General features: G+C 69.5%; 18 protein-coding genes. 1 reads left to right on the top strand and 17 read right to left on the bottom strand.

Annotated features, from left to right (window positions below; genetic code table 11):
- Positions 1-46: 46 nt before the first annotated feature.
- The 17 genes from OF850_RS01395 to OF850_RS01475 form a co-directional block, all read right to left on the bottom strand.
- Complete coding sequence (locus tag OF850_RS01395) at positions 47-2,614, bottom strand: putative baseplate assembly protein (RefSeq protein ID WP_301587876.1); 2,568 nt, start codon at positions 2,612-2,614, stop codon at positions 47-49.
- A complete protein-coding gene (locus OF850_RS01400) occupies positions 2,611-2,973 on the bottom strand; it encodes a GPW/gp25 family protein (RefSeq protein WP_301587877.1) in 363 nt (120 codons plus the stop codon). Before OF850_RS01400 ends, OF850_RS01395 begins: the two co-directional genes overlap by 4 nt.
- 10 nt (positions 2,974-2,983) lie before the next feature.
- A complete protein-coding gene (locus OF850_RS01405; protein ID WP_301587878.1) occupies positions 2,984-3,331 on the bottom strand; it encodes a hypothetical protein in 348 nt (115 codons plus the stop codon).
- A 2-nt stretch (positions 3,332-3,333) separates the two neighbouring features.
- Positions 3,334-3,867 (bottom strand): phage baseplate assembly protein V, encoded by a 534-nt coding sequence (locus OF850_RS01410; protein WP_301587879.1) that lies wholly within the window; start codon positions 3,865-3,867, stop codon positions 3,334-3,336.
- On the bottom strand, positions 3,864-4,988 hold the full coding sequence (locus OF850_RS01415; protein ID WP_301587880.1) for a hypothetical protein: 1,125 nt from the start codon (positions 4,986-4,988) through the stop codon (positions 3,864-3,866). Before OF850_RS01415 ends, OF850_RS01410 begins: the two co-directional genes overlap by 4 nt.
- On the bottom strand, positions 4,981-5,295 hold the full coding sequence (locus tag OF850_RS01420; RefSeq protein WP_301587881.1) for a hypothetical protein: 315 nt from the start codon (positions 5,293-5,295) through the stop codon (positions 4,981-4,983). The genes OF850_RS01415 and OF850_RS01420 overlap by 8 nt, the downstream gene beginning before the upstream one ends.
- A 10-nt stretch (positions 5,296-5,305) precedes the next feature.
- Positions 5,306-5,908, bottom strand: a complete 603-nt coding sequence (locus OF850_RS01425) for a hypothetical protein (protein ID WP_301587882.1) — start codon at positions 5,906-5,908, stop codon at positions 5,306-5,308.
- Between the two features lie 61 nt (positions 5,909-5,969).
- Positions 5,970-6,590: a hypothetical protein gene (locus OF850_RS01430; RefSeq protein ID WP_301587883.1), complete on the bottom strand. Its 621-nt coding sequence runs from the start codon at positions 6,588-6,590 to the stop codon at positions 5,970-5,972.
- A gap of 2 nt (positions 6,591-6,592) precedes the next feature.
- A complete protein-coding gene (locus tag OF850_RS01435; RefSeq protein ID WP_301587884.1) occupies positions 6,593-13,948 on the bottom strand; it encodes an eCIS core domain-containing protein in 7,356 nt (2,451 codons plus the stop codon).
- Complete coding sequence (locus tag OF850_RS01440; RefSeq protein ID WP_301587885.1) at positions 13,945-14,205, bottom strand: hypothetical protein; 261 nt, start codon at positions 14,203-14,205, stop codon at positions 13,945-13,947. The genes OF850_RS01435 and OF850_RS01440 overlap by 4 nt, the downstream gene beginning before the upstream one ends.
- Before the next feature lie 2 nt (positions 14,206-14,207).
- Complete coding sequence (locus tag OF850_RS01445) at positions 14,208-16,244, bottom strand: ATP-binding protein (RefSeq protein WP_301587886.1); 2,037 nt, start codon at positions 16,242-16,244, stop codon at positions 14,208-14,210.
- Positions 16,241-17,575: a DUF4255 domain-containing protein gene (locus OF850_RS01450; protein ID WP_301587887.1), complete on the bottom strand. Its 1,335-nt coding sequence runs from the start codon at positions 17,573-17,575 to the stop codon at positions 16,241-16,243. Before OF850_RS01450 ends, OF850_RS01445 begins: the two co-directional genes overlap by 4 nt.
- 1 nt (position 17,576) lies before the next feature.
- Positions 17,577-18,419: a hypothetical protein gene (locus OF850_RS01455; RefSeq protein WP_301587888.1), complete on the bottom strand. Its 843-nt coding sequence runs from the start codon at positions 18,417-18,419 to the stop codon at positions 17,577-17,579.
- A gap of 3 nt (positions 18,420-18,422) precedes the next feature.
- The gene (locus tag OF850_RS01460; protein WP_301587889.1) at positions 18,423-19,115 is read right to left on the bottom strand and encodes a hypothetical protein; all 693 of its coding nucleotides are present in this window, start codon (positions 19,113-19,115) and stop codon (positions 18,423-18,425) included.
- Positions 19,116-19,118: 3 nt separating this feature from the next.
- On the bottom strand, positions 19,119-19,640 hold the full coding sequence (locus OF850_RS01465) for a phage tail protein (RefSeq protein ID WP_301587890.1): 522 nt from the start codon (positions 19,638-19,640) through the stop codon (positions 19,119-19,121).
- Between the two features lie 21 nt (positions 19,641-19,661).
- A complete protein-coding gene (locus OF850_RS01470; RefSeq protein ID WP_301587891.1) occupies positions 19,662-21,152 on the bottom strand; it encodes a phage tail sheath family protein in 1,491 nt (496 codons plus the stop codon).
- A gap of 411 nt (positions 21,153-21,563) precedes the next feature.
- A complete protein-coding gene (locus OF850_RS01475) occupies positions 21,564-22,760 on the bottom strand; it encodes an MFS transporter (protein ID WP_301587892.1) in 1,197 nt (398 codons plus the stop codon).
- A 419-nt stretch (positions 22,761-23,179) separates the two neighbouring features.
- Between OF850_RS01475 and OF850_RS01480 the strand changes: the two genes are divergently transcribed.
- On the top strand, positions 23,180-24,415 hold the full coding sequence (locus OF850_RS01480) for an alpha/beta fold hydrolase (RefSeq protein WP_301587893.1): 1,236 nt from the start codon (positions 23,180-23,182) through the stop codon (positions 24,413-24,415).
- The last annotated feature ends 60 nt before the right edge of the window (positions 24,416-24,475 follow it).

Below are 24,475 nucleotides of genomic sequence, written 5' to 3' on the forward strand. Positions count from 1 at the left end.
GAAAGACCCGCGCAGCAGTCGCAGCGGCAGTCGGCCGGGCAGGGCATCAGCGGCCTCCCTCGAGGGTGAGTTCCAGCTTCCCGCCGTCCGGATGGTTCGGATCGTTGTCCAGGCGGGCGACCTCGAACAGGCCGATGGGGAGCAGCCCGTTCTCGATTTCACGATTGGCAGGCGCGAACTGGCGCTTCAGGCGCGTGACCTGGACGCTCACGACCCCGGGCACGGACTGGGCCGCGGCGACGACGGCGCTGAGGTAGATCGGCCCGCCGAAGGCCAGCCGGTCGGGGTGGAAGAATCCCACCCGGCCGTCGGGCGACCGGCGGCCCGAGAAGGCCTCCAGCAGCGCTGCTCGCACGTGGCCGCGCAGATGATCGGGGGCGACGCAGACCTTGAGGGCCAGGTCGATCGGCACGAGCCTCGCGGCCCGCACGTCCAGCTCGTGGCCGATGCGGCGCACGGCCTCCAGCCGGGTGAGCCCTTCGCCCAGGATCGCCTCGCGCCGGGCGGCCTCGGCGGCGCGGATGTCCAGGCCCACGGCCGCCTCGTACCAGCTGCCGCTCCAGGCGAAGCGGGCGGCGGCACGCTGGATGCGGCCGTCGCGCTCGGCGATCCGCGCATAGTCGTCCGGCGTGATCGCGCGCCGCAGGCCGCTCGGCGCGGCGCGGAAGGCGTGCGGCGCGTTCAGCTTGGCCTCGGCCATCGGCTCAGGCGCGGTTCCGCCGGACGCGGCGATCGGATTGGTGACGCGGGCGATGTCGTTGGCGAGCACGCTCTCCCGGTGGAGCAGCAGGGCGATCGCGCCGGCGCCTACGTTGCCAGCCGGCCCAGAACCGACGCGGTAGGCGGCGCAAAAGCCCGCGCCGGGCGGCGGGGCCGCGCCCAGCTCGCCATCGCCGAAGCGGATCCTGGCGCGGCGATCCTCCTCCATCTCCACAACGAACGCGCGGTCGTCGCGGCCGGCATCCAGGAGGTCGTAGCGCGGCGTCCATTCGCGTCGGTCATCCGACCGGAGCCGGATGGCCGGCAGCGCCGTGTGGGGCTGGGGGGCCAGCACGGCGCGGGCCGGCGCAGCCGGGTCGTAGGGCGCAGCGAAGGTGAGCGGCGCCTTCCCGAGCTCCGGCCGGTAGCGGCCCCCGACGGCCACCGGCATGGTCGGTTCGCCCTCGCACTCGCAGCACTGCTCGGTCCGACGGATCGGCACGCGGCCGAGATCCTCCGGGTCCTGCGTGCGGCCATGGTCGACCAGCACCACGTTGCCGCGCGCGACCGACACATGCTCGATCAGGTCGCACGCGGGTGGCGGCCCGACCGTCGACAAGCAAAGGTCGAACGCGAGCGCATCCGCCTCGGCCCATTCGATCTCGATGACCGGCAGGTCCAGGAGCTCGTCGCGCGACTGCCGCACGGCGGTCAGGCGCACGGCCTGGCGATGCCGCGGGTCCGCGTCGAAGAAGTCGCCTGTCTTCGGGCCGACCCGCTCCTCGAAGATCAGGAAGTCGCCGGGGGCCAGCCGGACCTTCAGTTTCTCGGCGTCGTCCTCGGGCTCGCCGGTGCGGAGATTGGCGGCCTCCGCTTCGCCACGCCTGCCTGGCGGACCCGGTCCGCCTTCCGCAGTCCTGAGCGAGCGGTTGGCCAGCTGGCCCAGCAGCGTGGCCCGCGTGGCGCCCGCGTGCAGGCAGCACTCGCGCCCACCCCAGCTGTGGAACCGCAGAAGATTGTTCGCCTCCCAGAAGAAGATGCGGCCCGTGCGTTGCACCGGCTCGAACCATTCGATCCGGTCCGGTGCGATGCCACCCAGGTCCTTCAGCGTCACCGCGCCGACGCCGAGCGTCTCCGCCAGGCCCGCGACCCTGGTGATGAAGGCGATGTCGGCGGCTTCGACGGACAGGTTGCGCCGTGTCTCCACCGAAACCAGCGCGCGGGCGTTGCATCCCTCCGAGAGCCGGTAATCCACCAGCCGCGCGTGCCGTCGCACCGAAGGCCGCCGCCGCGCCGTGGCGAGATAGGCCTCGGTGGCCGCCGCGTCCTGATAGTAGCTGAGGTAGTCGCCGAGGTAGGCGAACAGCTCCACCAGCGCCACGCCCAGGTCCGGCGCATGCCGTTCGCGCCAGTCGGGGCAGGTGAGCGCCAGCCGGTCGAACATCAGCTGGCGGAATCCGGCGTAGTCCTTGGCGAGGTAGTCGATCGGCGGCGTCGGGAAGACCTCCGGCCCGCAGCCGTGGTCGTCCGCGCAGTCGAGGTCGGACGGACATCCTGCCTTGAAGCTGAATTCGAGGCTGGCGTAGCGGGGATCGATCCCTTCGAGCCCGACCAGAGAGAGCGTGTAGGGCGAGTAGTCGCCTGGCTTGTCGACGAACACGTGCAGGACGTCGTCATAGGCGGGATCGTCCGATGACCGCACCTTGACGCCGACAACCTTCACCTGGTCCGACGGCCCGCGGCCGCCGGCGAGGCGGATGTTGTCCGCCGAGATCGCCCTCGGTGCGCGGCCCAGGAAGTAGACCATCAGCGTGGTCTGGGCCTCATCCACCTCGATGAAGTCCAGGCCGTTCCAGTTTTCGCTTGCCCGCACCAGCGCGCGGCGGCCATCGGTCCTGCAATCCGACGAGCTCATCGGGTGCGCTCGAACCGGTCGGTCCGCTCCTCGCCCGTTGCCCGCAGGCGGTAGGCGATGTCGATGATCAGGGTGGAGTCCTGGGCGACCACGAGGAGGTCGGTCACCTCGATCACGTCCCCCAGCCAGCGCTGCAGCCCGGCGCGGACCGAGAACTGCAGCGCCGCAGCGAGCTCGGGGCTGTTCGGCGCGAACACCAGCTGCGCCAGGCCGCCACCGAAATCGGGGCGGTTCACCCGCTCGCCCGGCTCGGTGAGCAGGAACTGCTCGATCATGTCGCGGACATGCTCGTCGTAGCTGGTCGACGCGGTCCGGAGCCGGTGGTCGAAGTGGTAGGGGTAGTCGATCTGAACGGTCATGGCTCTGCCCTCAGATGACGGTGACGCGGGTCTGGACGCTGCCCACGATGGGCGGCCCGTTGGGGATCTGGTCGGCGCTCTGGAAGATCCCCGGGCCGGGGCCGGGCGCGGCCACGACCATGGCCGGGCTGCCGTTGACCGTGACCCGCGTGCTTGGCATCAGCCATTTGGCCAGCACGCAGGGCTGCGGCTTCGCGGGCGGGATGGTGAAGGGACAGCCGGTCGCCACGATCTGGTCGGTCATCAGCGCGACGGGCATGCCGTTCACCGCCACCCGCGCCTGGGTCGGGATGATCTGGGATGGCGCCCCGTGCGGGCACTGGACGACCGCGCCGGCGTGCATGAGGAAGCCAGGCATCGCTAGATCACCACCAGGGCGCCGTTGTTCACGGTCACCGTGGGCCCCAGCATGGTGAGCGAAGCGCCCTTGCCGTTCTGGATGTAGATGCCCGTGTCGTTGACGATCAAGGTCGCGCCGGTCGCCGACTTCAGCATGATCCCGCCCGTCGGGCCGGGCAGGTCACTGATCACGAGCGTGTTCTGGCCGGCCGTCTGCAGGACGATGCTGGGCGAGACGGGCAGGCCCGCATGGGCCAGGGTCGGCACGTCCGAGGGCGAGGCGAAGCGGCAGCCTGCGAAGATCGGGTAGCTGGGGTCACCCTGCTCGAACTCGATCCACACGGCGGCGCCGATCGGGGGCACGAAGTAGCTGCCCATGGGAGGCCCGGTCGGCCCCGACAGGGGCACGCACGGCTCGCACCAGCTGGACGGGACGAGGCCCAGCACGTCAGGCACCATCGCGATGATCCGGCCGCGCAGCTCCGGGTCGATGTTGCTGGCCACCGTCCCTCGATACTTGCCGAGGTACTTGCCGGGCTTCTGGGGCTCGCTCATGGGACCACCTTCGGGGTGTTGGAGATCAGTCCGTCACGGGAGAGCGTGAAGCTCTGCTTGTATTCTCCCGGCTTGATCTTGTGGGTGACGGTATCGACATAATAGAGCCCGTCGTAGGCAAGGCCCGCGCCGCGAACGCCCACCAGCGCCCGCGACCGCAGCGGCCGCCCATAGCGCACCACGTCCAGGCTGCCGGACGCCGTGATCGCCTCGGCGTTGTTCATCAAAAGGCCCAGGATCTTCTCGGCCGCCTTGTCGGGCTTCAGCTTCGCGTAGTCGCTGTTGAATTCGAGCCGGGCGGGCGCGGTGGGCCGCAGCCCCAGCGGCGGCTTGAAGATGTTCACGTTCGGGATCGGGATGGGGATGGGGACCTTGCCGGTCACCGGGTCCAGGATGGTCACGACGGTCAGCTTCTTGGCCAGGCCATCGAGGCTGAAGCTCAGCGACTCCACGTTGGTCGCCGCGTCCATGTCGATGTTCAGGGCCGATTGCGGGATCGGCACGCGGATGTCCGGCCCGAAATAGGCAACGGACGTGCCGGGCGCCGGTCCCGGCTCGACGTAGAAGACGTAGCCGGCGCGCCGGGCGAGCGATTTGAGGTAGGCGCGATCCGTGGTCGTCTGGGTCTCGAAGCCGGAGGTGGCCACCTCGGTCACCGGAATGATCGTGGGGATCACCGCCGGAATGCAGCCGAGCGCGGCGTACTTGGCGAGGATCAGCCTGATCCGCGCGATCAGCGGCACCTGAGGGTAGGGGATGACGGTCTCGACGAGGTCCATGGCCAGGCTGAGGTCCTCGCCGGTGATCGACAGCGTGGACTGGCCGGGTTCGTTGCTGGGCGAGAGCTCCTGTTGGGTGACCAGCCCGTCCATGAGCACGTGCGGGAAGCCGTTCACCGTCGCGATGATCAGGACCCGGGTGGTGATCGGGTCGAAGTAGCCGGCCGGCAGCATCACGTTCAGCAACGGGGAATCGCGGCCCACCGCGAAGGTGACCTGGAACCCGCTACGGTCCTTGCCGCTGGTCACGGAGATCGAGCGCAGGGCGTCCATCACCACGCGTGGCGCCGGAACCGGCACAGCCGGCCCGATCATCAGCGTGAGGTGGACGCCTTCAAGCATCCGCGACCCCTGGGATGCCTTCGGGGAGGGTGACGCGAACGAGGGATCCGACGCGGGCCGTGAGCTCGTTGGGGCGCAGGACGGCATTCGCATCGGCGAGCCGCCAGAACTGTTCCGGGTCGCCCAGGTGCTTCGCCGCCACATGATCGGGGCGCTCGCCCTGCACGACCGTGTGGAAGCCCAGCGTCGCGAAACGCTCCGGCGGGGGTACGAGGCGGCGCGCCAGGTAGGCCACCTTGGTTCCGTCGGGGCGCTCCAGGATCCTGGTCTCGAGGCCGAAGTATCGGCTGGTGGGGGAGATGGTCATCGGGAGGCCCTCAAGGGATTGCGCTGATGCCGAGGAAGCGCAGAGCCGTGCTCGCGACGCGGCTGGCCAGCTGCTCCTTCTGCTCGAGGTAGCTCATGAAGATCGAGCCGCCACGGGAGTCGAAGGTGAGGTCGTCCACCGTCAGCACGCGCATGCCGATGGAAAGCTTGGCGCGCAACGGGTTGAGAGCAGCGTCGAAGCCTTCCTCGCTCACGGAGAACTCGGTGATGCGCACCGGCAGGATGCGCGTGCGGCTCCACACGAAGAGCAGCAGGTCCTTGTTCGCCGTGACGATCTCGAGCGAGCCGGAGGAGGCCTCGGCGTTGTTGGAGCGCAGAGTGCCCGTGGACGGATAGACCAGGGCCTCGAACTGCGCGAGCTGGGCGTGAAGGCCCAGCTGCTGGGCCGTCGCGTCGCCGGCCTCTAGCTTGTCCGTGGCGTCGATCTCGGCCTCGAGCTTGATCGTCTCGACCGGCGGGCCCTTCAGCCGCAGCGCCTCGGAGAACTCGGCCCCGTCGCCGCCGACGCCCTTGATCTGCAGCGAGCGGCTGAGGGTGTCGGGGTTGTACTGGAGCGTGACGACGTTCTTAACCTGTCCGGTCTGGGCGTCCATCTGGACCAGCCCTCCGCGGACCAGGCTCGGCGTTCGCGTCGGAAAGCCCATCGCCGCCCCCCTAGAACCGGAAATCGATCTTCTTTCCGGTGACCTTCTCGACCGCCCATCCAAGCGTGTCGGGAGTGATCACCGGGACGACGAACTTGCCCAGCGTCCTGCCGGGGCCGAGCATGCGCTCGGTGTCGCGGTCGAACTTCTCGAGCGTGTTCGGACTCTCAAGGCCCAGCTGGGTGTCGTAGGCGAAGGCCAGGCCGATGTTGGCGAGCTTGACCGCCGTTCCTTCGGGAAGACCCCAGCTGCGCAGCATTCCCACGCTGTTGTAGAAGTTGAGCGTGATCTGATCGGCGTCGCGACCCGTCAGCGGCATGTTGTGGGTCAGGAATGGCTGGCGCATCGCCGCCCAGTCGATCGGGTCAAGGCCCGGGCCCAGGAGGGTTCCGGCGCGCTTCTCGATGCTGAGGTGCGGCATGCGCGGGCCGCCCGGCCCGTCGGCTTCCTTTCCCAGCAGCGAGGGCGGCGTGAGGCTGAGATCCAGCGGCTTTGCGTCCGCGAGCGGCGAGGCGGCCTGCGCCGTGGACGCCGATCCCGTCGTCGGCGCGCCGGCCGGCGGCGAGGCCTCCTTCTCCGGCGAGTCCGGGACCTTCGTGATCGGCTCCGGAGCCTTCTTCTTGTCGCCCATGGCTACTTCTTCCCGCGCGTGAGGGCGAGGTTTCGGATCGTGGCGGAGTTGATCGTCCCCTCGAGCTTGCCCGGCTTGGCGACCTTGCCGCCGTGGAAGTCGAGCTGGCCATCGGTGATGCCGTCGATGAGCAGCTCGGCCGGCTTGCCTTCCTTTCCAGCGATCTGATTGCCCATGATGTTCAGTTTCTCGAGGGTAACCGCGATGCCGCCCACCTTCCAGGTGACGGAGTTCTTGTTCTCACCGCGCACCTTCAGGCCGCTGATCGCGTTGCGCCCTTCGGCGCCCAGCTTGATCGTGCCGTATTTGCCGTCCTTGCCGAGGTCGAGGCGGGTGCCGCCGGTGATGTCCAGGCTGGCATCGACCTTCCGCAACTCGATCTCGTCCGGATTGACCATCGGACGCTCTTTAATTTCCTTACCGTGCTCGTCGTACTTCTTGGGCTTCTTCACGTCCGAGCCATCGGGCGCGATCAGGCGCTTCAGGCGGACCTCGCCGCCTTCCATCTCCTTGCGTTCGGTTTCGTCGCCGGGCGTCCAGATCTTCTGGTTCACCGCGGCGACCTCGAGGGTCAGGTAGGAGTCGCCGGGGACCACGTCGCCGCTGATCCCCATGGTGGGGTCGCTGTCCATCCCGAGGCTGGCGATGAGGTCGTTGCGCAGCCAGGTGGCCTTCTTCCAGGCCGTTGCGTAGTCCAGCTTTCCGTCGACGATCCTCAGGTCCAGCGGGAAGACGTCCTGCCGAAGGTACCAGTCCCAGTGGGCACTGAAGAGGTAGAGGGGCACATAGATCTCACCGGTGATCGTGCCGTTGATGTGATCGAGCAGGTCGTCGCGCTGGGCCTTCGTCAAGAGGTCTTCATCCTCCTCCTTGCCGGCCGGGCCGCCGCTGACGAGGGCGTTCAGGTCGTCGATCTTGAACGACGCGTTGGTGATGACGCCTTCGGGGAGGGATATCTCTCCCTCGTTCGGGACCGTGATGCCCTTCGGGACTTCGAGGTCCTGGATGTCGAGGGTGATGCCGTGCGCGGGGTCATGGAAGTTGAAGCTGTGCAGCTTGGCGCTCTCGATCGAGGCGCCCTTGGCGTCGTAGCCGGCGCCCGACAGCTCGGCGTTGAAGCCGTCGCCGATGAGGCCCGGTCCGGTCTTCGGCCTGTACTTGCCGCTGACGCCGAAGCTCCAGCCGGCCTTGCCCTTCTGGCTAGGGATCTCGCGGCCGACGATGTGCTTGAGGCCCACCGTGGTGATCTTGAACCCGCCCTCTGCGAGCTTTGTCTGATCCTCGCCGCGCACCTTGGTCGTCTTGAGCACGGCGTCGGCGGTGAAGTTGTCGGCCGTGACGTCCGCAGCGAAGCGCTGGGAACTCTTGTCCTTGTCGATGGCGTTGGAGAGGGTGACGACGAAGTGCGGCGCGGTGAGCTTGCGCATCTTGCCGCCCTTGACCGTCAGGGTGTTGGCGGCGAAGTCCTTCGTCAGCTCGTCCAGGACGATCCCTTCGACGACGGCTTCGGGCATGTCGACCTTCACGCGCTCGGCGTGGTCCTTCTCATCCGATGGCCCCTCGTAGGTCAGGCCCTTGGCCTCGAGGCTGGGGATGCCGAGGCCCTTGACGCTCACGAACGCCAGCTCGGTCGTGGTCGGGTCCTCGCCAGGCTTGGGGTCCTTGACCGGGACCTTCGTGAACCGCGCGTCGATGGTCTTGATCTTGAGCGTCTCGGCGACCTTGGCGGTCTTCATCTCGACCGACTTGCCACCCGCCGAAGCCTTCCAGTGGACGCCGGCGATCTCGACGGGGCCGTCCACCTCCAGGTCCTCGATCACGACCTGGTCTTCCTTGACCAGGACGCCGCCGACGCTGATCCCGGGGACCGTGACCTTGTCGATGCCGGTTCGGGTGGTCTCCCCGGGCTTGCCCTCAACCTCGCTCAGCAGGTCGACATCGCTCAGCATCAGGTCCTGGGTGCGGCCCAGCTTCAGGGTGGTCCCGTCCTTGGCCGTGAGCATGGCCGAGAGCTCGCGGGCCTTGGCGCCCGGCTCCTTGGCGTCCTTGCCGTAGATGGTGAAGGATGCCGTGCCCTTCTTTAGGTCTCTTGTGGCTTCGGCGCCGATGGTCGCCTTCAGGTCGGTGACCTTGACGCTCTGCGTCACCTCGACCTTGCCGGTGCGATTCAGGACGTCGAAGCCGGTGATCCGCAGGCCCCGGATCACGGCCTCCTTGAGTTCGATGGTCTTCTCGGGCTTGGCCGTGTCCTTGCTGCCGGCCTTCGGCTCGATGCGCGGGGACGTGACCTTCACGGCGCGGGCGGCGATCTCGCTGACCGTCAGCTTCTGGACCAGCAGCTTGCCCAATTCCTTCTCAACGACCGGCTTGCCGTCGTCATCGAGCTTCGGGGTCTCGCCCTTCTTTGGCGGCCTCGGCCGCAGGCTCGCATCCGCGTCCAGCATGATGCCGGCGAGGGTCACCTTGTCCGCCACGTCGATGGTGTAGTCGCCGGCGATCCAGTGGATGCCGCTGAGCGTGACGTCCGGGATCGACAGGTTGCGGACCTCGAAGTCGTTCTCCGTCTTCTGAGTGATCTCGCCGCTGATGTTCTTCACCGAGACATTCAGGCGCCCGCCGGTCTTCAAATCCGTGACCTGGGCATTGGCCACCAGGCCCGTCAGCGACAGCGTCCGTCCGCCGGCGTCTGCGAACTGGACCTTGATGGCGCTGGCTTCGGGCGCCGGGGTCTTGGAATCCACCTGACCGACGATCTTCTTGCCGCCGACCACCGCCTCCAGCGCCAGCGCCTGGACCTGCCGCACGGCTATCTCGCCGCCCTTCTGGACAACGGCATCGCCTTCCTCGGGCAGCGTCACGTCCAGGCCGGTGACGCTGATGCCCACGAGGGCGCCCGATTTCACGGTGACCACGGCGCTCGGGCTCTCGTAGCGCAACTGGTCCGCGACGATACGCTGTATCCCGGCTCTAGTGATCGAGATCCGGGTGGCGCCGCCGTCCTTCGCGTAGACCGCGTCGATCGAAAGCCCTTCCAGCCGGCTTTCGCTGACCGACTGGAGGCTGGTTTCGCCGGATCGCCAGGAGAGGCCCTTCACGGCCACCGAGGCCACGGTGAAGCCGTTCAGAGCGTAGCCGTTCTTGGTGCGCTTCACCTCGCCGGCGACCGGGCCGATCGTGATGCGCTCGGCCACCGTTTGGTCGCCCTTGTCGCCACGGCGGCGGATGCCTTCCGCCTCGACCTTCTGGAACCACGGCTGGCCCTCGGTGCCGCCCTTGACGGTCAGCTCCGTGGCCTTCTTGTCGAAGGAATAGCCTTCGGCCAGCACGTCGCCGAGGCCGGAGATGGCGAGGTCCAGTTGATCGACGGTCAGCTTCTCGACGACGAGGCGGTCCTGCCAGTTCCTCAGTGCCTGCTCGGCCTTCGCCAATGCCTTGGCCGCAGCCGCGCGCTGGGCCGTCGTCTTCGCAGTGGCCGCATCCGATTCGGCCTTGGCCTTGGCTGTGGTGACGAAGTCGTAGTCACGCAGCATACGATCGATGGCCTGAAGCCGCTTGAGTTCCTCCTTCGTGCGGTCGCTCTCAGGACGGATGGCCTCGATGCGCGCCTTCTCGGCCTTGATGAGCGCCATCTGGGTGGGAGCGTTCAGCCCCTTCGCGCGGATCTTGCCTGAGCGCAGCAGGGCGCTGGCGCCGCCGGTTTCGGCCTTGCCCCGGTTGAAGGTGACGTCCAGGGCCTTGAGGTCGCCCTCGGACTCGAATGTCAGCTCTTCGATCGAGGCATCCAGGCCGGCGTGCCGGATGTCCTTCAGCGTCAGTTGTTCGGCCTTCAGGCTCCCCGACTGCAGGGCCTTGCGCCACTCCTTGTAGTTGGCGAGGCCGCCCTGGAGGGCGGCGCCGACGGCCACGTTGCGCGCTTCAACGCCGCCGATGGAAAAGGTCTCCGCCCCGTCAGGACCGAAGGTGCGGATCGCGCTGGTCTTGAAGGTCTCGGCGATCAGCTCGGGATTGCCGTCCGCGCCGATGTTAAGCGAGACGCCCTCCAGTTCCAGCGACTCGACGATCAGCGCGCGTCGCTCCTCGAAGGCCGTCAGGGCGGCGCGCAGCTGGCGGAAGGCGCGGGCCTCGTCCTCGCCCAGGAACTGCACGCCCTTCGCCGCGAGCTCCCAGTAGCGGCGAGCCTGGGCGGCGCGGTCGCGCAGCGCCGCTTCCACCGGGGCCCAATGCGGGTCGAAGCGGTCCTTGGCGTGGGCCTTGATGTACTCGTCGTACTCCTCCTGCGCCTTGCTCGCACTAGGGATTCCACCCGCCAGGCGCAACGGCTTCTTGGCCTCGATCCGGCCGATGTCGATCGAGAACTGCTCCTCGGCCGAGCGCAGGTTGCGGATGGCCGGCGCCGCCTGCGTTCCGCGGATCATGTTGCGGATCGAGGTCGGGTCGGCGAAGAGCGGCACGATGGCCGTGACCGAATGGCCCTGCCCGTGGATGTCCTCGAAGGCCAGCGGCTCCTCGCTGATTCCGGGCACGCCGCTGATGCGGATTGCACGGATGTCAACGACCGCGCCGTGCGGGCCGCCGCGGCCGAGCTCGGCCTGGGTCTTGGCGATCTGCCTCTCAATTCGCTCGGCCTGGCGGTTGTGCTGCTCGGCGTGGTCGGGGTCGCTGCGTGCCGCGTCGCGCTCGGCCGCGGCGCGCGGCTTCAGTCGCCCGAGCGACCGGATCAGCGCCTCGTCATAGGCTGACGCGTCGCCGCACGACTGGATGGCGAAGCCCTCGATCTCCACCGAGTCCACGAAGAGGCCGCCGCTGGTCGCCACGCTGCGAAGGGCCAGGAGGTCGAAGGCGAGGGCGGTGTTGGTCGCCTTCTCCGGCGCCATCAGCACGTCGAGGATCTTCCAGATCCAGACCGCCTCGGGCGAATCCTCGATCGCCTGGTTGCGCACGCGCAGTTCCGCGCCGGTCATCCGCAGGGACTTGAAGCCGAAGAGCGAGGCCGCGCCCGCGAAGGTGACGTCTTCGATCACCAACTCGTCGAACCGCAGGTCCAGCGACAGGAGACGCTTCATGGACAGGCGGGTCATGCCGGGCACAAACCGCACGTCCAGGTGCAGGCCGGAGCAGGTGATCGGCCCGGCGTGGATGGCGCTTTCGCCCACGCTGGCCAGCCGCTCGATGACCAGCTTCGGAGCGTCGGCCACGATGAAGCTCGGGCCGTACTCCACGTGCATCACGTTGTCGGCGAGCTTGCCGGCCTCCGGCCGCTCGCCGGTGCCTTCGCGGAACCGGATGCCGCTCACCTCCGTGGCGTCGCTGAGGTTCACGTCGACACCGAGCGCGCCGGTCTTCAGGTCGAGGCTGAAGTTGCGCAGGCCGAACAGCAGCTTGCCCCAGGTGAAGCCGCCCTGGTTCTCGCTCGGCAGCACCGGCGGCTGATAGGTTTCCCGCCGGCCCTTCCAGTAGAGGCGATGGGCTTCCACCAGGGGCTGCAGCCGGGCCTTGATCCACGCGGCTTGGCGGCGCGATTGCTCGAAGGCGAACAGACGCTCGTCGGCCGCCTCGGCCAGGCGGATCAGCGCCTCCAGCTTGGCGAGCGGATCGTAGCCTGCCGCGGCGTCCTTGCTGGCTTCAGGGCCTTCGGCCTTCGGCGGGGCGGCGGCCGGGGCCTGCGCGGCGTCCTCCCACAGCTTGTCGTCCATCAGCGCCATCAGCAGACCCTGGCGGTCGGTCTCCTCTCGACCCTTCTCGACACGGTCGCCGCCATAGAAGTTGAAGGCTGGATCCTCGCGCACGCTGGCGGGCAAGGCCTCGAGGACCGGCCCCCATTTCTCGCCCCCGCGAGCCTTGAGGAACGCCGCGCGCCCGCGTACCGGCAATGCCTTCACCAGCAGATAGGCGGTGTAGGCCTCGTCGACGGCGACGTCGTCCCAGACCTTCCACCACGGCGACGTGGCCAGGTCCTCCGCAAGCTTGGCGTTGAGGTAGGCCGGCCGCACCGCTGCCAGGTGGACGAAGGCGTCGCGCAGCGCCTTGTTGCCGTACAGCGCCCGCGCCGGAATGCGCTCCAGCAGCCGGTTGATGCGCGGCACGCCGATCCGGATCGCCAGAAATTCCGCGGCGAGCCGGCGGTCGAGGACGCGGAAGACCTCGGCGGCGATGTCGGCCAGGATCTGCTGGGCGTCGGCACCCGTCAGGTCCGCGGCGTCGATGCGCTCGGCCACGCGCGCGGCGAAGGCCTCGCCGTTCGGATCGGCCTTGCGGGCGTCCTCCCGGAGCCTGGCGGCATCTTCCCGAAGCGCCGTCAGCCGCTGCTCACCGGCCAGGCCCTCGGTGATCTCCTTGTCGCCGTCGCTGGCGGCCTTGCCGCTGGTCACGTAGGCGCGGGCCTCGTCGATGCGGGCCGCCTTGGAGGCGTCCGCGTCGGTGGCGGCCTTGACCAGCCTGGGATGGCGCCGAACCACCCCGTCGAGCGCGATCGCTTCCTCTGGACCGAGGTCCTGAAGCCTCATCCGGGCCAGGACGTCGAAGCTCGCCTCCGCGAACTCGGCCTCGTCGGGAACTGCCCAGGCGGCGGCGAGGATCTCGGCGCGGTGGGCGGCGTAGTGCGACCCATCCAGGTTGGAGAAGAACCGCTTGCGGTATTTCGGCTCCAGCCCGCCCATGATGCCGCGCGCGACGGGGACGATGTAGCTCGCCAGGATCTGCAGGATGTCGGAGATGTCGCCGTCGGTGATCGCCCAATCCAGGAACCCGTACGACAGCAGGTCCGTGATCGCGGCGATCTCCTCGGGATGGTTCTTGGCCGCGGCGGCCGCGACCGCCTCGTAGTCGACATCCGCCGCGATCATCCGCGGCGAGAGCGCCCGGCGGACGGGATCGGCCACACGGGTCGCGACGTAGCGGCGGGCGAGGGTTTCGGCCTCGACCTCGGCGCGCGCGTGGTCCCGCCGCGAAGGCCGCGCGGGCGTCGTCCGCCGCATCTGGGCGACGTGGGCGGCTTCGTGTGCGATCAGGCGCCGGCCCTCGGGCGTGCAGGGCGCGAGCCGCGCCTGCGGTATGTGGATGATGCCGTCATGGGCCACGCCGGCGGCGCGTCGCACACTGGCGAGCCGCTCGGCCTCGGGGCCGACGCGAACCTCCAGGGATCCCGGGCGCATCCCCATCTGGCCGGCCAGATGGGTCAGCAGCGCCTTCAGCGCCTCGCCGTCGGGATCGCCGCCGCCGACCGCCGCCGGCACCTCGGCAAAGTGGCGGTCGCCGCGCGCCGCCGGGCGAGGGCGGTGCGTCGGGAGAGCCGGCTCAGGCGCCTGGACCGTGGGATCGGGCGCTGCCTCGCGAGCCTGCAGGGCGGCGCCGCTCTTCATGTGCCGTCGCCCAGGCCCGCATAGACGGCGCCGGCCAGCGCACGGCCATAGGCCTCCGGATCCGTGGATGGACGCGAGACGGTCCCACCGATGCTGCCCGGGATGGCGAAGCCTCGGGCGACGCCCGGCGGGAGGCCGCGCTCGGCGATCATGCGCGACAGCTCTGTCGAAAGCGCGGCCTCCAGCCGCTCGCGATCCGCAGGGCCGAGGCTTGGCCCGTCCAGGATCAGCCGTTCGATATGGACCCGGACCTCCATGCTCAGACCCTGAACTCGGCTTCGTTCAGCGGCCGGTCCATCTTGCGGAACTCGGCCCGCGCGGCCCGCATGATGAGCGGCATGGTCACCGCGCCGCCCTCGCTGGCCGCGAAGAAGGCCGCCTGCAGGGCCACGTTGTGGATGCCCGCGCCGGTGAGGCTTAGCCGCGCCAGCCGTTCCGGGTCCAGGCCGGTCACCGGGGTGGCTTCGGGGAACACCTTCTCCCACAGCGCCCGCCGCTCGTCTGGGCTCGGGAAACTGAACGGGACGATGAAGCGCAGGCGGCGCACGAAGGCGGGATCGAGCGCGCTCTGGATGTTCGTCGCGAGGATCGCGACGCCGGTGTAGGTCTCCATCCGTTGGAGCAGGTAGTTGACCTCGATGTTGGCGTAGCGGTCGTGGCTGTCGCGCACCTCGCTGCGCTTGCCGAACAGAGCGTCCGCCTCGTCGAAGAACAGGATTGCCCCGCCGCCCTCCATCAGGTCGAAGACCCGCTGCAGGTTCTTCTCGGTCTCGCCGATGTACTTGCTGACCACCTGGGACAGGTCGATGCGGTAGAGCGCCAAGCCCAGCTGGTTGGCGATCACCTCCGCAGCCATGGTCTTGCCGGTGCCGCTGTCGCCGGCGAACAGGGCGGTGACGCCCAGGCCCCGGTTCATCCGCTCGGCGAATCCCCAATGGCTGTAGACGTGCCCGCGGGATCCGACCTGCGCGGTCATCGCCCGCAGCAGATGCTCGGTCTCCCGGCTGACGACCAGGTCCTTCCAGGTGGAGCGCGGCTCGATGCGGTCCGCGAGGGAACCCAGGCGCGGGCGAACCCGCTCACGGCAGCGCGCCCAGAGGCGGTCGGCGAGCGGCTCCGGCCCTTCGGCCGGCGTCGTCGCCGCGAGCTGGGCGATCTCCGAAAGGTTCAGGCTGAACTGGCCCGCGAGGCGCGCCGAAGCGGCTTCCCGCTCGTCGTCGGGCAGGGCGGCCAGCGCCTCGCGCCACGCGGCCTCCTGCTCGTCGGCCGTGGGCCGCGCGCAAGGGACCAGCATCGCCTCGACCCCCCCTGGCTCCCACGGCTCGCGGGAGGCCAGGAATACGAAGCCGTCCGATCGCGCCGCCTGGCTCAGGAACCGCGAGATCGCCCCATCGCGCTCTGCCGAATAGCCCGGACCCTCCACGTCGACGTAGAGCGCGGTGGGGAGCAAGGCCGCCTCGCGCTGCCACAGGCGCGCCAGGCGGTCGAGGTCGGCGCTGCCGGTCGGCAGGCTCTCGCCGCCGATGACCAGCAGCTTGCGCCCCAGGGCGGCGGCCGCGGCATGGGCGACCAGCTTCTTCGCCTCCCGGTCCGGCCCGATCAGCACCGCCACCGGCGCGGGCGCGGCGAGGTCGGCGGCGGCCCAGCGCTCCGCGATCCGGTCCGCCTGGGCTTGCTGCGAGGGCGGCAGCTCTGCTGTGGTCACGAACGGGGTGCCCAGCAGCGCCAGGCGCGGGTCCAGCAGGTTCAGGCCCTTGACGTAGTGGACGATCCGCTCGTCGGCTCGCAGCGGCGCGGACGACAGTGGCTGTCCCGGGCCCGCAGCCGGCTCCACCACCTGCCAGTAGCGCAGCGGCCGCTGCGGCGTCATGGCGTCCCAGCTCGGGTCCTCGAACAGCGCCATGGCGAGGCCGAATGTCGGATAAGGGGCGGCCGGGTCGCCCAGCGCCCGGGCGCAGAGGGCCGGCACGCGCGTGTCCAGCTCCATCGCGACGCACAGCAGCACCAGGTCCCGCTCGAACGTCGTCAGCCGCAGCTGGTCGGCGAGCAGTTGCAGGGTCGGGGGCGGGTCCATTGCGGCGGCGCGCTCGCGGGCAGCCGAGACCGTGTCCAGGCGGACGCTTTCCTTGGCGGCTGCCGACCTGCGCAGCGCCAGCCTGGCCGGCCAGCGCGTGGGCCGGGCGGGCTGCGCCGGGTCATTGCTCTCGGCCAGGAGCTGCAGGCGCGCGCGCAGCCACACGAGCGAGGCGGCGAGGTAGCGCCCGTTCTGTTCCTGCCACGCCGCCAGGTCCGTCATGTGAGACTCAAGCTCTGTGTGGGATCGAACTGCGGCGCACCGGTCGCCGCGTCCTGGACGAGCAGGCTCTCCGCTCCGTCCACGCGCAGGCGCACGCGGTAGTTGCCGGCCGCGATCCGTTCCGCCTTGAAGGTGAGCGCGTCGGTCTTGGCCGGGTGCGCCTCGGCGGGGATCTCCTTGGAGCCTAGCACCAGGGTCACGCGCTGCTCGGGCAGGACCTCCGGCGAGACGGTCAGCTCGATGGTGGCGGCTCCGAGGCCGGTATCCGGATCGATCGCCGTGCGCGCGATCGGCGCACCGAGCCCGCCGGCGATCACGGGCGCCACCGACAGCGGCGCCACGTTGCTGAAGCGGGTGTTGCTGCCCGGCGCGGTCGGCGTCACCCCCAGGGAAAGTCCGTAGACGCCTGCGGGAAGGTCGGCCGGCGTGTTCGGGACGGCGAAACTCGCGCGTGCATCGCCACGGTCCGCGGCGGGCACGGGGATGTCGACGCTGACCTCGCGCAGCGTCGAGCGCAGCCGCGCGAAGACCGTGACCTCCGCGGGCTTGCCCGCGGCCAGGGCGAAGTGGCGGCCCTCCACGACGACCGTGTCCCCCAGAAGCGCCTGCACCTGGCCGGATGGCAGGACGAGCGACTGGATGGTCGGGAAGGGCGGCGTGGTCCCGGCACTGGCCGTCGGGCCCCGGCCGTCGTCGCCCTGGCGCAGCACGGGAAGAGCGGCCCTGGCTGGCCGTCCCGCGTCGATCAGCACCACCGAGAGGTGGTAGACGGCCGTCGGGCGGTACTTCGCCTGCATCGCGGCCCACAGGCGCGACATCTCCTCCGTGTCGAGATGGGCCGGGCTGATCTTGATGGTTTCCACCTGCTCGGCGAGGTCGGCGCTGGCGATCATCGCCAGCCCGGGCGGCAGCGTCACGTCCGCGGGCAGAGCGGGCTTCAGCGTCGCGCGGATCATGTTGCGCGTCAGCACGGGCCGCTCGTGCAGCAGCTGCATCGCGTAGCCCAGCAGCGCCTCGGCGTGGAACTCTGCCTTGCCGTACGCCGTGACGAGATAGTGCAGGTCGAGCGCCAGGGGCGGGTTGGTGAGCCGTTCGCTGGACGAGGAGCGCGAGGGCAGGCCCACGTTGCGCCAGCCGATATTCGGGGTGACCTGGTACAGGAAGAGGTTGATCTGGCTCTTCTCCTCCGCCGCCGTGACCGGGATCCGGTCGGGCGGGAGCGCCGTCACCGCGACGTTCCCCACTGCGGACAGGTCGTGGTTGGCCAGCCCGTCATTCAGCAGGTCCTTCAGCACGGCCGTGACGGCGGCGATGGCGAAGGGCCCGGCCACGTCAGCCCTGCTCCCGGCGACGCAGGTAGTCGTCGAGGCCCAGGCGCGGCTCCCGCGGGCGCGGCGGCGCGGCCCGAGGCGAGGCCGGCGGGCCGCCGCGCACCTCCACCCGGCCGATCGTCACCTGCACGATCGCGGGCGCCGGCGGTTGCGTGGGGGCCGCTGGCGTCAGCGTGGGGGGATCGCGCCGGCCCCGCGGCGCCGGCGGTGCCGTGTAGGGCGCGGGTCGCGGACGGGCGGGCTCGGCGCCCGGCGTGGAGCCTGCACGAGGGGCCGCAACGGAGACCGGCGGGGCTCCGCCGGCTGCCTCGCGGGCGATGCGTTCGATCACGTGCTCGCGGGTCAGCACCTCCAGGCGCCGCTCGATCTCCAGCGGCACATGGTCCATTTCGACCCGCTCGAGGGTGCGCAGCTCCCGCAGAGCCGATGGCGGGACGGTGGAGGGGGGCTGCGGCGGCGGGTGGATGACGGACGGCGAGGGCTCGTGCGTCGGCAGGCGCTCCAGCCGCCCGAGCATGGCCACCGCCTGGGGCGCCGGCGCGGTCGTGCTGGACGCTGGCGCCCGCGGCGGGGATGTCGCGTCAGGCGCGCGGGGCTCCGTCGCCCGGATGACATCCTGCGGCCCTGGAGAGTGGGGCGGCGCCGGGCGCGGCCGCGGCACGGCGGCCGCCTCGGGTCCCGAGGCGAGAACTCCGGGGGCCTGCACCGGGGACGCCGGCTGGACCTCGGGTTCCAGCCAGCCCGGCGCGCCGAGGCCCGCCTCAGGCTCGAAGCGCGATGCCCGCCGCGGCGCGATCCCGGACTGGCCCTCCAGGGTGCGGGCGATGAGTTGGGCCAGGAACATCGGTCACCCCTCCGCCACGAGGCTGAGGTAGGCGGCGCGCCGCTGTGGCGACAGCGCCAGGATGTCCCCCTCGCGCCAGCCATAGGCCCGGGCGAGGGTGTGGATGTCGCGCAGCAGCCGCTGCGCCCGCTCGCCCACCTCCGTCCAGAGGAAGCCCGCGATGTCGAACACCTCGGCCCAGGCATGGCCGCACGCGGCGCAGCCGAGGGCGAAGCTCACCTCCGCCAGCGGGTCCAGCTCGGCCAGCCGGCTTTCCACCTCGTGCGCGTCGGCAGCCTCGTCCGCACACTGCGCCAGAAGCGCCGCGGGTCGTTCGTCGGGAGGGAGCTGGGCGATTTCCAGCAGGTCCGCCGTCGTGGGGGCGCGCAGGCACACGCGTCGCCCGGCGATCTCGAGCTCGGCCTCGCATGCGCGGGCCTCAGCACCGAACACGGCGCGGCCGTCGCAGGCGATGTCCATCTGCTCGCCGCATTGCGGGCAGGCGATGACGGCCTCCAGCCGGGGGCCGAACAGCCGCGCCCGCAGCGCAAAGAGCCGCCGGTCGCGCTCGCCGATCGGCAGCTCGGCCAAGGCCTCGAGGGACGTATGCGGTTCCGCCACCTGGAGCAGCTTGAGGGCCCGATGAAGGGGATGCTGCCGCGCCCCCTGCTCCCATGCATCGAGCAGTGAGGCTGCGGCGATGGGTGCTGCGCCCATGGATCAGGGCTCGGTGAACGAGGGCTCGCCCGGCTCGCCGACTTCGAAGTCCCGCTCCCAGCCCTCATTCTCCAGCTTGATGTGCTGGATGGCGACGGCGTTCGCGTTGGCGTCGAGATCCGGCAGCGCCTGGTACTCGGACACCCAGGCGCGGAACACCTTGTAGGCGATCGCGAGCTGGCCGGCCTCGTTGTAGACTTCCAGGATCAGGTCCTTGCGGAAGTCCTTGAGCGACACCTCGGCGCCTAGGCCCGAGCCGTAGTTCCAGACCTTGTTCGCCCACTGCTCGAACTCGACGTCGTGAGTGACGCCGCGTTCCAACGTGATGGCCTCGAACTCGGTGCGCCCCGGCGATTTGCGGCTGCTGGACGGGTCGCCCCCGTCGCGATGCTTGACCACCTCGGTCATCCGCTTGATCGACGAGACCTTGCTGACGCCGGCCACGTACTTGCCGTCCCATCTCACGCGGAACTTGAAGTTCTTGTACGGGTCGAAGCGCTGCGCGTTGACGCTGAACTGAACCATGACCTTGCCCTCCCGACCGTCTTAAGTCGCCAGCTGGCCAGCCATCTGCTGGAGCTTGATGACCACGAACTCGGCGGGCTTCAGCGGCGCAAAGCCGACCAGGATGTTGACCACGCCGCGGTTGATGTCGCTCTGGGTGGTGGTGTCCTTGTCGCACTTCACGAAATAGGCGTCCCTCGGAGTAGTCCCTTGGAACGCGCCCTGGCGGAACAGGTCGTTCATGAACGAGCCCACGTTCAGCCGGATCTGCGCCCACAGCGGCTCGTCATTGGGCTCGAAGACCACCCACTTGAGGCTGCGGTAGAGGCTCTCCTCGATGAAGAGAGCCGTGCGCCGGACGGGCACGTACTTCCACTCGGAGCCGATCTCGTCGTTGCCCCGCAGCGTGCGGGCGCCCCAGACGATGGTGCCGTAGACCGGGAAGGTGCGGATGCAGTTCACCGCCAGCGGGTTCAGCACCCCGTTCTCGGCGTCGTTCATCGGGATTGTCACGCCGACGACGCCCGAAAGGCTGGCGTCGGTGCCGGCGGGCGCCTTCCAGACGCCGCGCGTGGCGTCGGTGCGGGCGTAGACGCCGGCCACCGCGCCGCCGGGCGGGAACGAACGAATGCGGTATTGCTGCTCCGGATCCGGCGCCAGCAGCCAGGGATAGTAGAAGGCGGCGTTGATGCCGTCCGCCCCGGTGAGCGCGCCGTTCGGCGCCCCGGTCATGGCCGTGGAGGTCGGGGTCGAGCCTGCCTCGGAATCGACGATCAGCAGGGCGCGCTCGTCGCGGCAGAATTTCTGCAGCTTGGCCAGGTTGGCGCTGTTCGCGTAGCCCGGCACATTCAGCAGGTTGAACAGGTCCACCTTGGCCAGGGAGAAGATGCCGGTTGCGACGCCATCGCCCATCAGGGCAGCGTCGAACGCCGCATCGCCGGGCCCGATGACGGTCCCGTCCTCGCCGCCCGTCAGGTCCACGGTCCTGGCGGTGACCTTCTTCGTCACATCGGCCTTCGTCACGGAGACGAGCTGGGACTCGTCGCGCAGCACGTTCGTGGCAAAGCGGCTGTCGACGGGGTCCAGCGACAGGTTCATGTAGGATTCGAGAACCGCGCCGCTGGCTTTCTCGACAAGGTCGAGCCGGAAGCGACTGTCGTCGTCGTTGCGTGGCTTGGTCACCATCTGGTAGTCGTTTGCCCAGGCGCCGGGCCCGGTGGCTTCGACCTCCAGCCCGTCGGCCACGGCCGTCGCGACCTTGTCGCCCGGGGCGACGATGCGCACCACGTAGGCATCCGAGCCGCCGTTGCCGAAGAAGTGCGAGACCGCGTAGCCGAGATAGCTTCGCCCATCGAGGCCGCCGAAGATGCGGTCGTAATCCGTCCAGCTCAGGCAGCGAACCGGCCGCCCGGCCGGACCGCGCTTGGCCCAGCCCGCGAAGGCGGCGATGGAGGTGGAAGCCTGGCTGATCGTGCGAACCGAGCTCGGCACTTCTTCGATATACACGCCAGGGTACGACAGCTTCACAGACATCCGTGGCCCCCCTTTGTTGATCGCCCCTCTCTCCGGGCAGAGCTTACCTCACGCAACTATTCGCAGTGGCGTTCAGGCAGTACGGGTGCACTATGCGGAAACTTTGGCGTTACGCTGCCACCGCAGATCGCAGGCCGCAAGCTAAATTCACCTCATGTGTGAACTTCCTGACATCAGTATCGAGGAGCCTGGATCCAGTCCGGGCAGGTAAAACCATGGAGGGCAACTTCGCGCATGGCATGCCGCGAGCTTCGAAGTGGCAAGAGCCAGTCAGACCAATCCTCGGTAGCAGACGGGCCGCTGGGGGCTTTCATCACTTGAGTTGATCGAGCGCAGCGATGAGACATATGCCGCCCATGAGGAACGGGCGCTCACGCCTCGGAGCGGGCAGCGGGCCACCCTCAACCCGCGTCACGCCGGCTGGGGTGCACGCCGGCCCCGTCGGACAGCCAGGAGCAGCCCGCCGAGCAGGACCACATTGACGACTCCTGCCAGCGCGGCGGTGGCAAAGCCCGCCGTGTAGCCACCCGTTAGGTCGAACAGGACGCCGCCCTGGAACCCGCCCAGCCCATGGCCCAGCCAGGCGAAGGCGAGGATCACGCCCATGGACTCTGCGCGCCGCGACGCTGGCGTCAGCGCCCGTGCCGTCACGAGCAGCCCGGTCATCACCCCCGCGTAGCCGAAGCCATAGACCGGCGCGAAGGCGTAGAAGCCGGCAAGGTCTTCGATCTGCGTGAAGGCGAAGACCGCAACCGTCTGCCAGAGCGAGGCCGTCAGGTAGGCGGCGACCGGGCCGATGATGTCGGCGAGCTTACCGAAGGCGACGCGGCCCAGGATCGCCGCCATCAGCATGACAAACAGCACGATCGAGGCGTCCTGAGCCGAGATGCAGTGCGCCTGGATCAAAGGAACGAGATGCACGAGCGGCACCGACATGCAGGCGCAGCAAAGGATCACCGCAACGCTGAGCCATGCCACGACCAGATTGGGGGAGATCGGCGGCGGAGCCTCGGTCAGGGCAGCGGCGGGCTGCGCCAGCCGGGGCGGCTCCTTCAGCAGCAAGGCGAGCGGCACGAGGAGGGCGAGCGAGACCACGCCCTCAGCCAGGAATGCGCCGCGCCAGCCAAGCGCCTCGATCATGTAAGCGCCTGCGAGCGGCACGCCCCCCTGCCCAACGGCCTGACCCGCCGAAGCCAAGCCGATCGCGAGGCCGGCGCCAGCCGGAAACCAGCTGCCGACCACCGCGATGAGCGGGGCGAAGAGCCCGGCTCCGAAAATCCCGGCGAGAAAGAAGAGCAGGTAGAACTGCCACAGCTGGTTCGCGCCGGCCGCCAGCGTGACGCAGAGCCCCACCGCAAGGCCGCCGGCCAGGCAGACACTTCGGATCGGAGTCCGGTCCGCCAGCGCGCCCATGGCCACGCCGCCAAGCGCCAAGCCGACGAGGCCCGCCGTGTTGATGAGGGCGACCGATCCGCGCGACCAGCCGAACTCCCTTTCGAGTGGGACGAAGAAGACCGAAAGGCCATTCACCAGCTGACCCATGGCGAGGGCGAGCATCGTGGCCGCGACGGCAACGATCACCCATCCGTAATGCATCTGCCGCGACATCACCGGCGCCTCCTGCCTCTCAGGCCGCGCGCGCTGCGACGCGCGGCTGGGGCGTGCCAAGAGGACACTGCCGGGCCATCCTGCGCCGATGCAAGAAGCATTTCACGCACGGCACGGCGCAACACGCGCCACACCTGTTCCCTAGCGCTTCGCCTGAGCCGGCGCGCCCGCCGGCGATAGCGATCGAGGTCGATCGAGCCATCGGGGTTCCGGTGAACTTCAAAACCCTCGGCCATGGCCATGTCCCTTCCGTTCGGCTGCCTCGGCGTCGCGCCGGTGCCCATGTCCAGATCCTGACGGCGGGCATTCCCGCGCGCTTTGAGACGCGCCCGATTTTCCCTTGAGGCAGCCTTGATTTCCTCCCAGGCTCGGGGGCGGCGGGCGGCGCGCCCCCGCCACGAACGGACACGGAGCAGCTCATGCGCCTCCTCTTCGGCGACGGGTGCGTGCTCGACGCGGCGCGGCGGGAACTGCGCCGTGAAGGCAAGACAATCCCCATCGAGCCGCAGGTCTTCGACCTGCTGTTCCACTTGCTGAGCCACCGCGACCGAGTGGTCAGCCGCGACGAAATGCTGGAGGCGGTGTGGGGCGGGCGGATCGTTTCGGAGTCCACCATCGCCTCCCGCATCGGTGCCGCCCGACGCGCCATCGGGGACAGTGGCGAAGCCCAGCGGCTGATCCGCACCCTCGCGCGTCGGGGCGTGCGCTTCGTGGGCGAGGCATCGGAGGTGGCTGGGGAAGGGGCCCCCGACGCGTTCCCATCCCAGGGAGCTGACATCTCCCTCTCCGTCCGCGCTGCTCCCGCGCTCCGCCAGGACGTCACCTTCCTTTCGGCGGCAGATGGAGTGAGCTTGGCCATTGCCTCCGCGGGCGAGGGTCCGGCTGTGCTGGTGAAGACGGCCAACTGGCTCAACCACCTCGAGCACGACTGGCGTAGCCCGGTCTGGTTTCCGCTGCTGAACCGGCTTGCTTCGGGAAGGCGTCTGGTGCGCTATGACGGGCGCGGGCACGGGCTGTCCGACCGCGAGGTGGCCGACATCTCCCTTTCCGCCTTCGTGCGCGACCTGGAGACTGTCGTGGAGGGGCTCGGTCTGGAGCGTTTCGCCCTGTTCGGCATCTCCCAGGGTGGCGCCGTCGCCATCGCCTACGCCGCGGCGCACCCGGAGCGTGTTTCCAGGATCGTGCTGCACTGCGCATTCGCACAGGGGCGGGGCCGGCGAGGCACGGAGGCGGAGCGCGAGCTGGCGAGAGCCTTCCAGGCGCTCATTCGGCAGGGCTGGGGCGATGAGCACTCGGCCTTTGTGCGCGCCTTCGCCTCGGTCTATTTCCCTGCGGCCACTCCGGAGCAGATGCGGGCCTGGATCGAGCTGCAGCGGCTGACGACCTCGGCTGAGACGGCCGTGCGGATCCGCACGGCTTGTGACGAGATCGATGTGACGGAATTGCTGGGCCAGGTGAGGGCGCCGACGTTGGTGCTGCACAGCCGTCATGACAACCTCGCTCCGCTCGACCAGGGCCGGCGCATCGCCGCCGGGATCCCCGGTGCACGCTTCGTCGAGCTTGAAAGCGAGAACCATGTGATCCTGGAAGGCGAGCCGGCTTGGCCGCGCCTGCTCGAGGAGATCGAGAGATTTCTGGCGCCCATGCAATGTTGAGTCGTGAGGCGCGCCAAGACGACCGCCGGGGCGATCACGCGCCAGAGATGGCCGTCCTGG

Source organism: Sabulicella glaciei (assembly GCF_026183895.1).
GTDB classification, from domain to species: Bacteria; Pseudomonadota; Alphaproteobacteria; order Acetobacterales; family Acetobacteraceae; genus Roseococcus; species Roseococcus glaciei.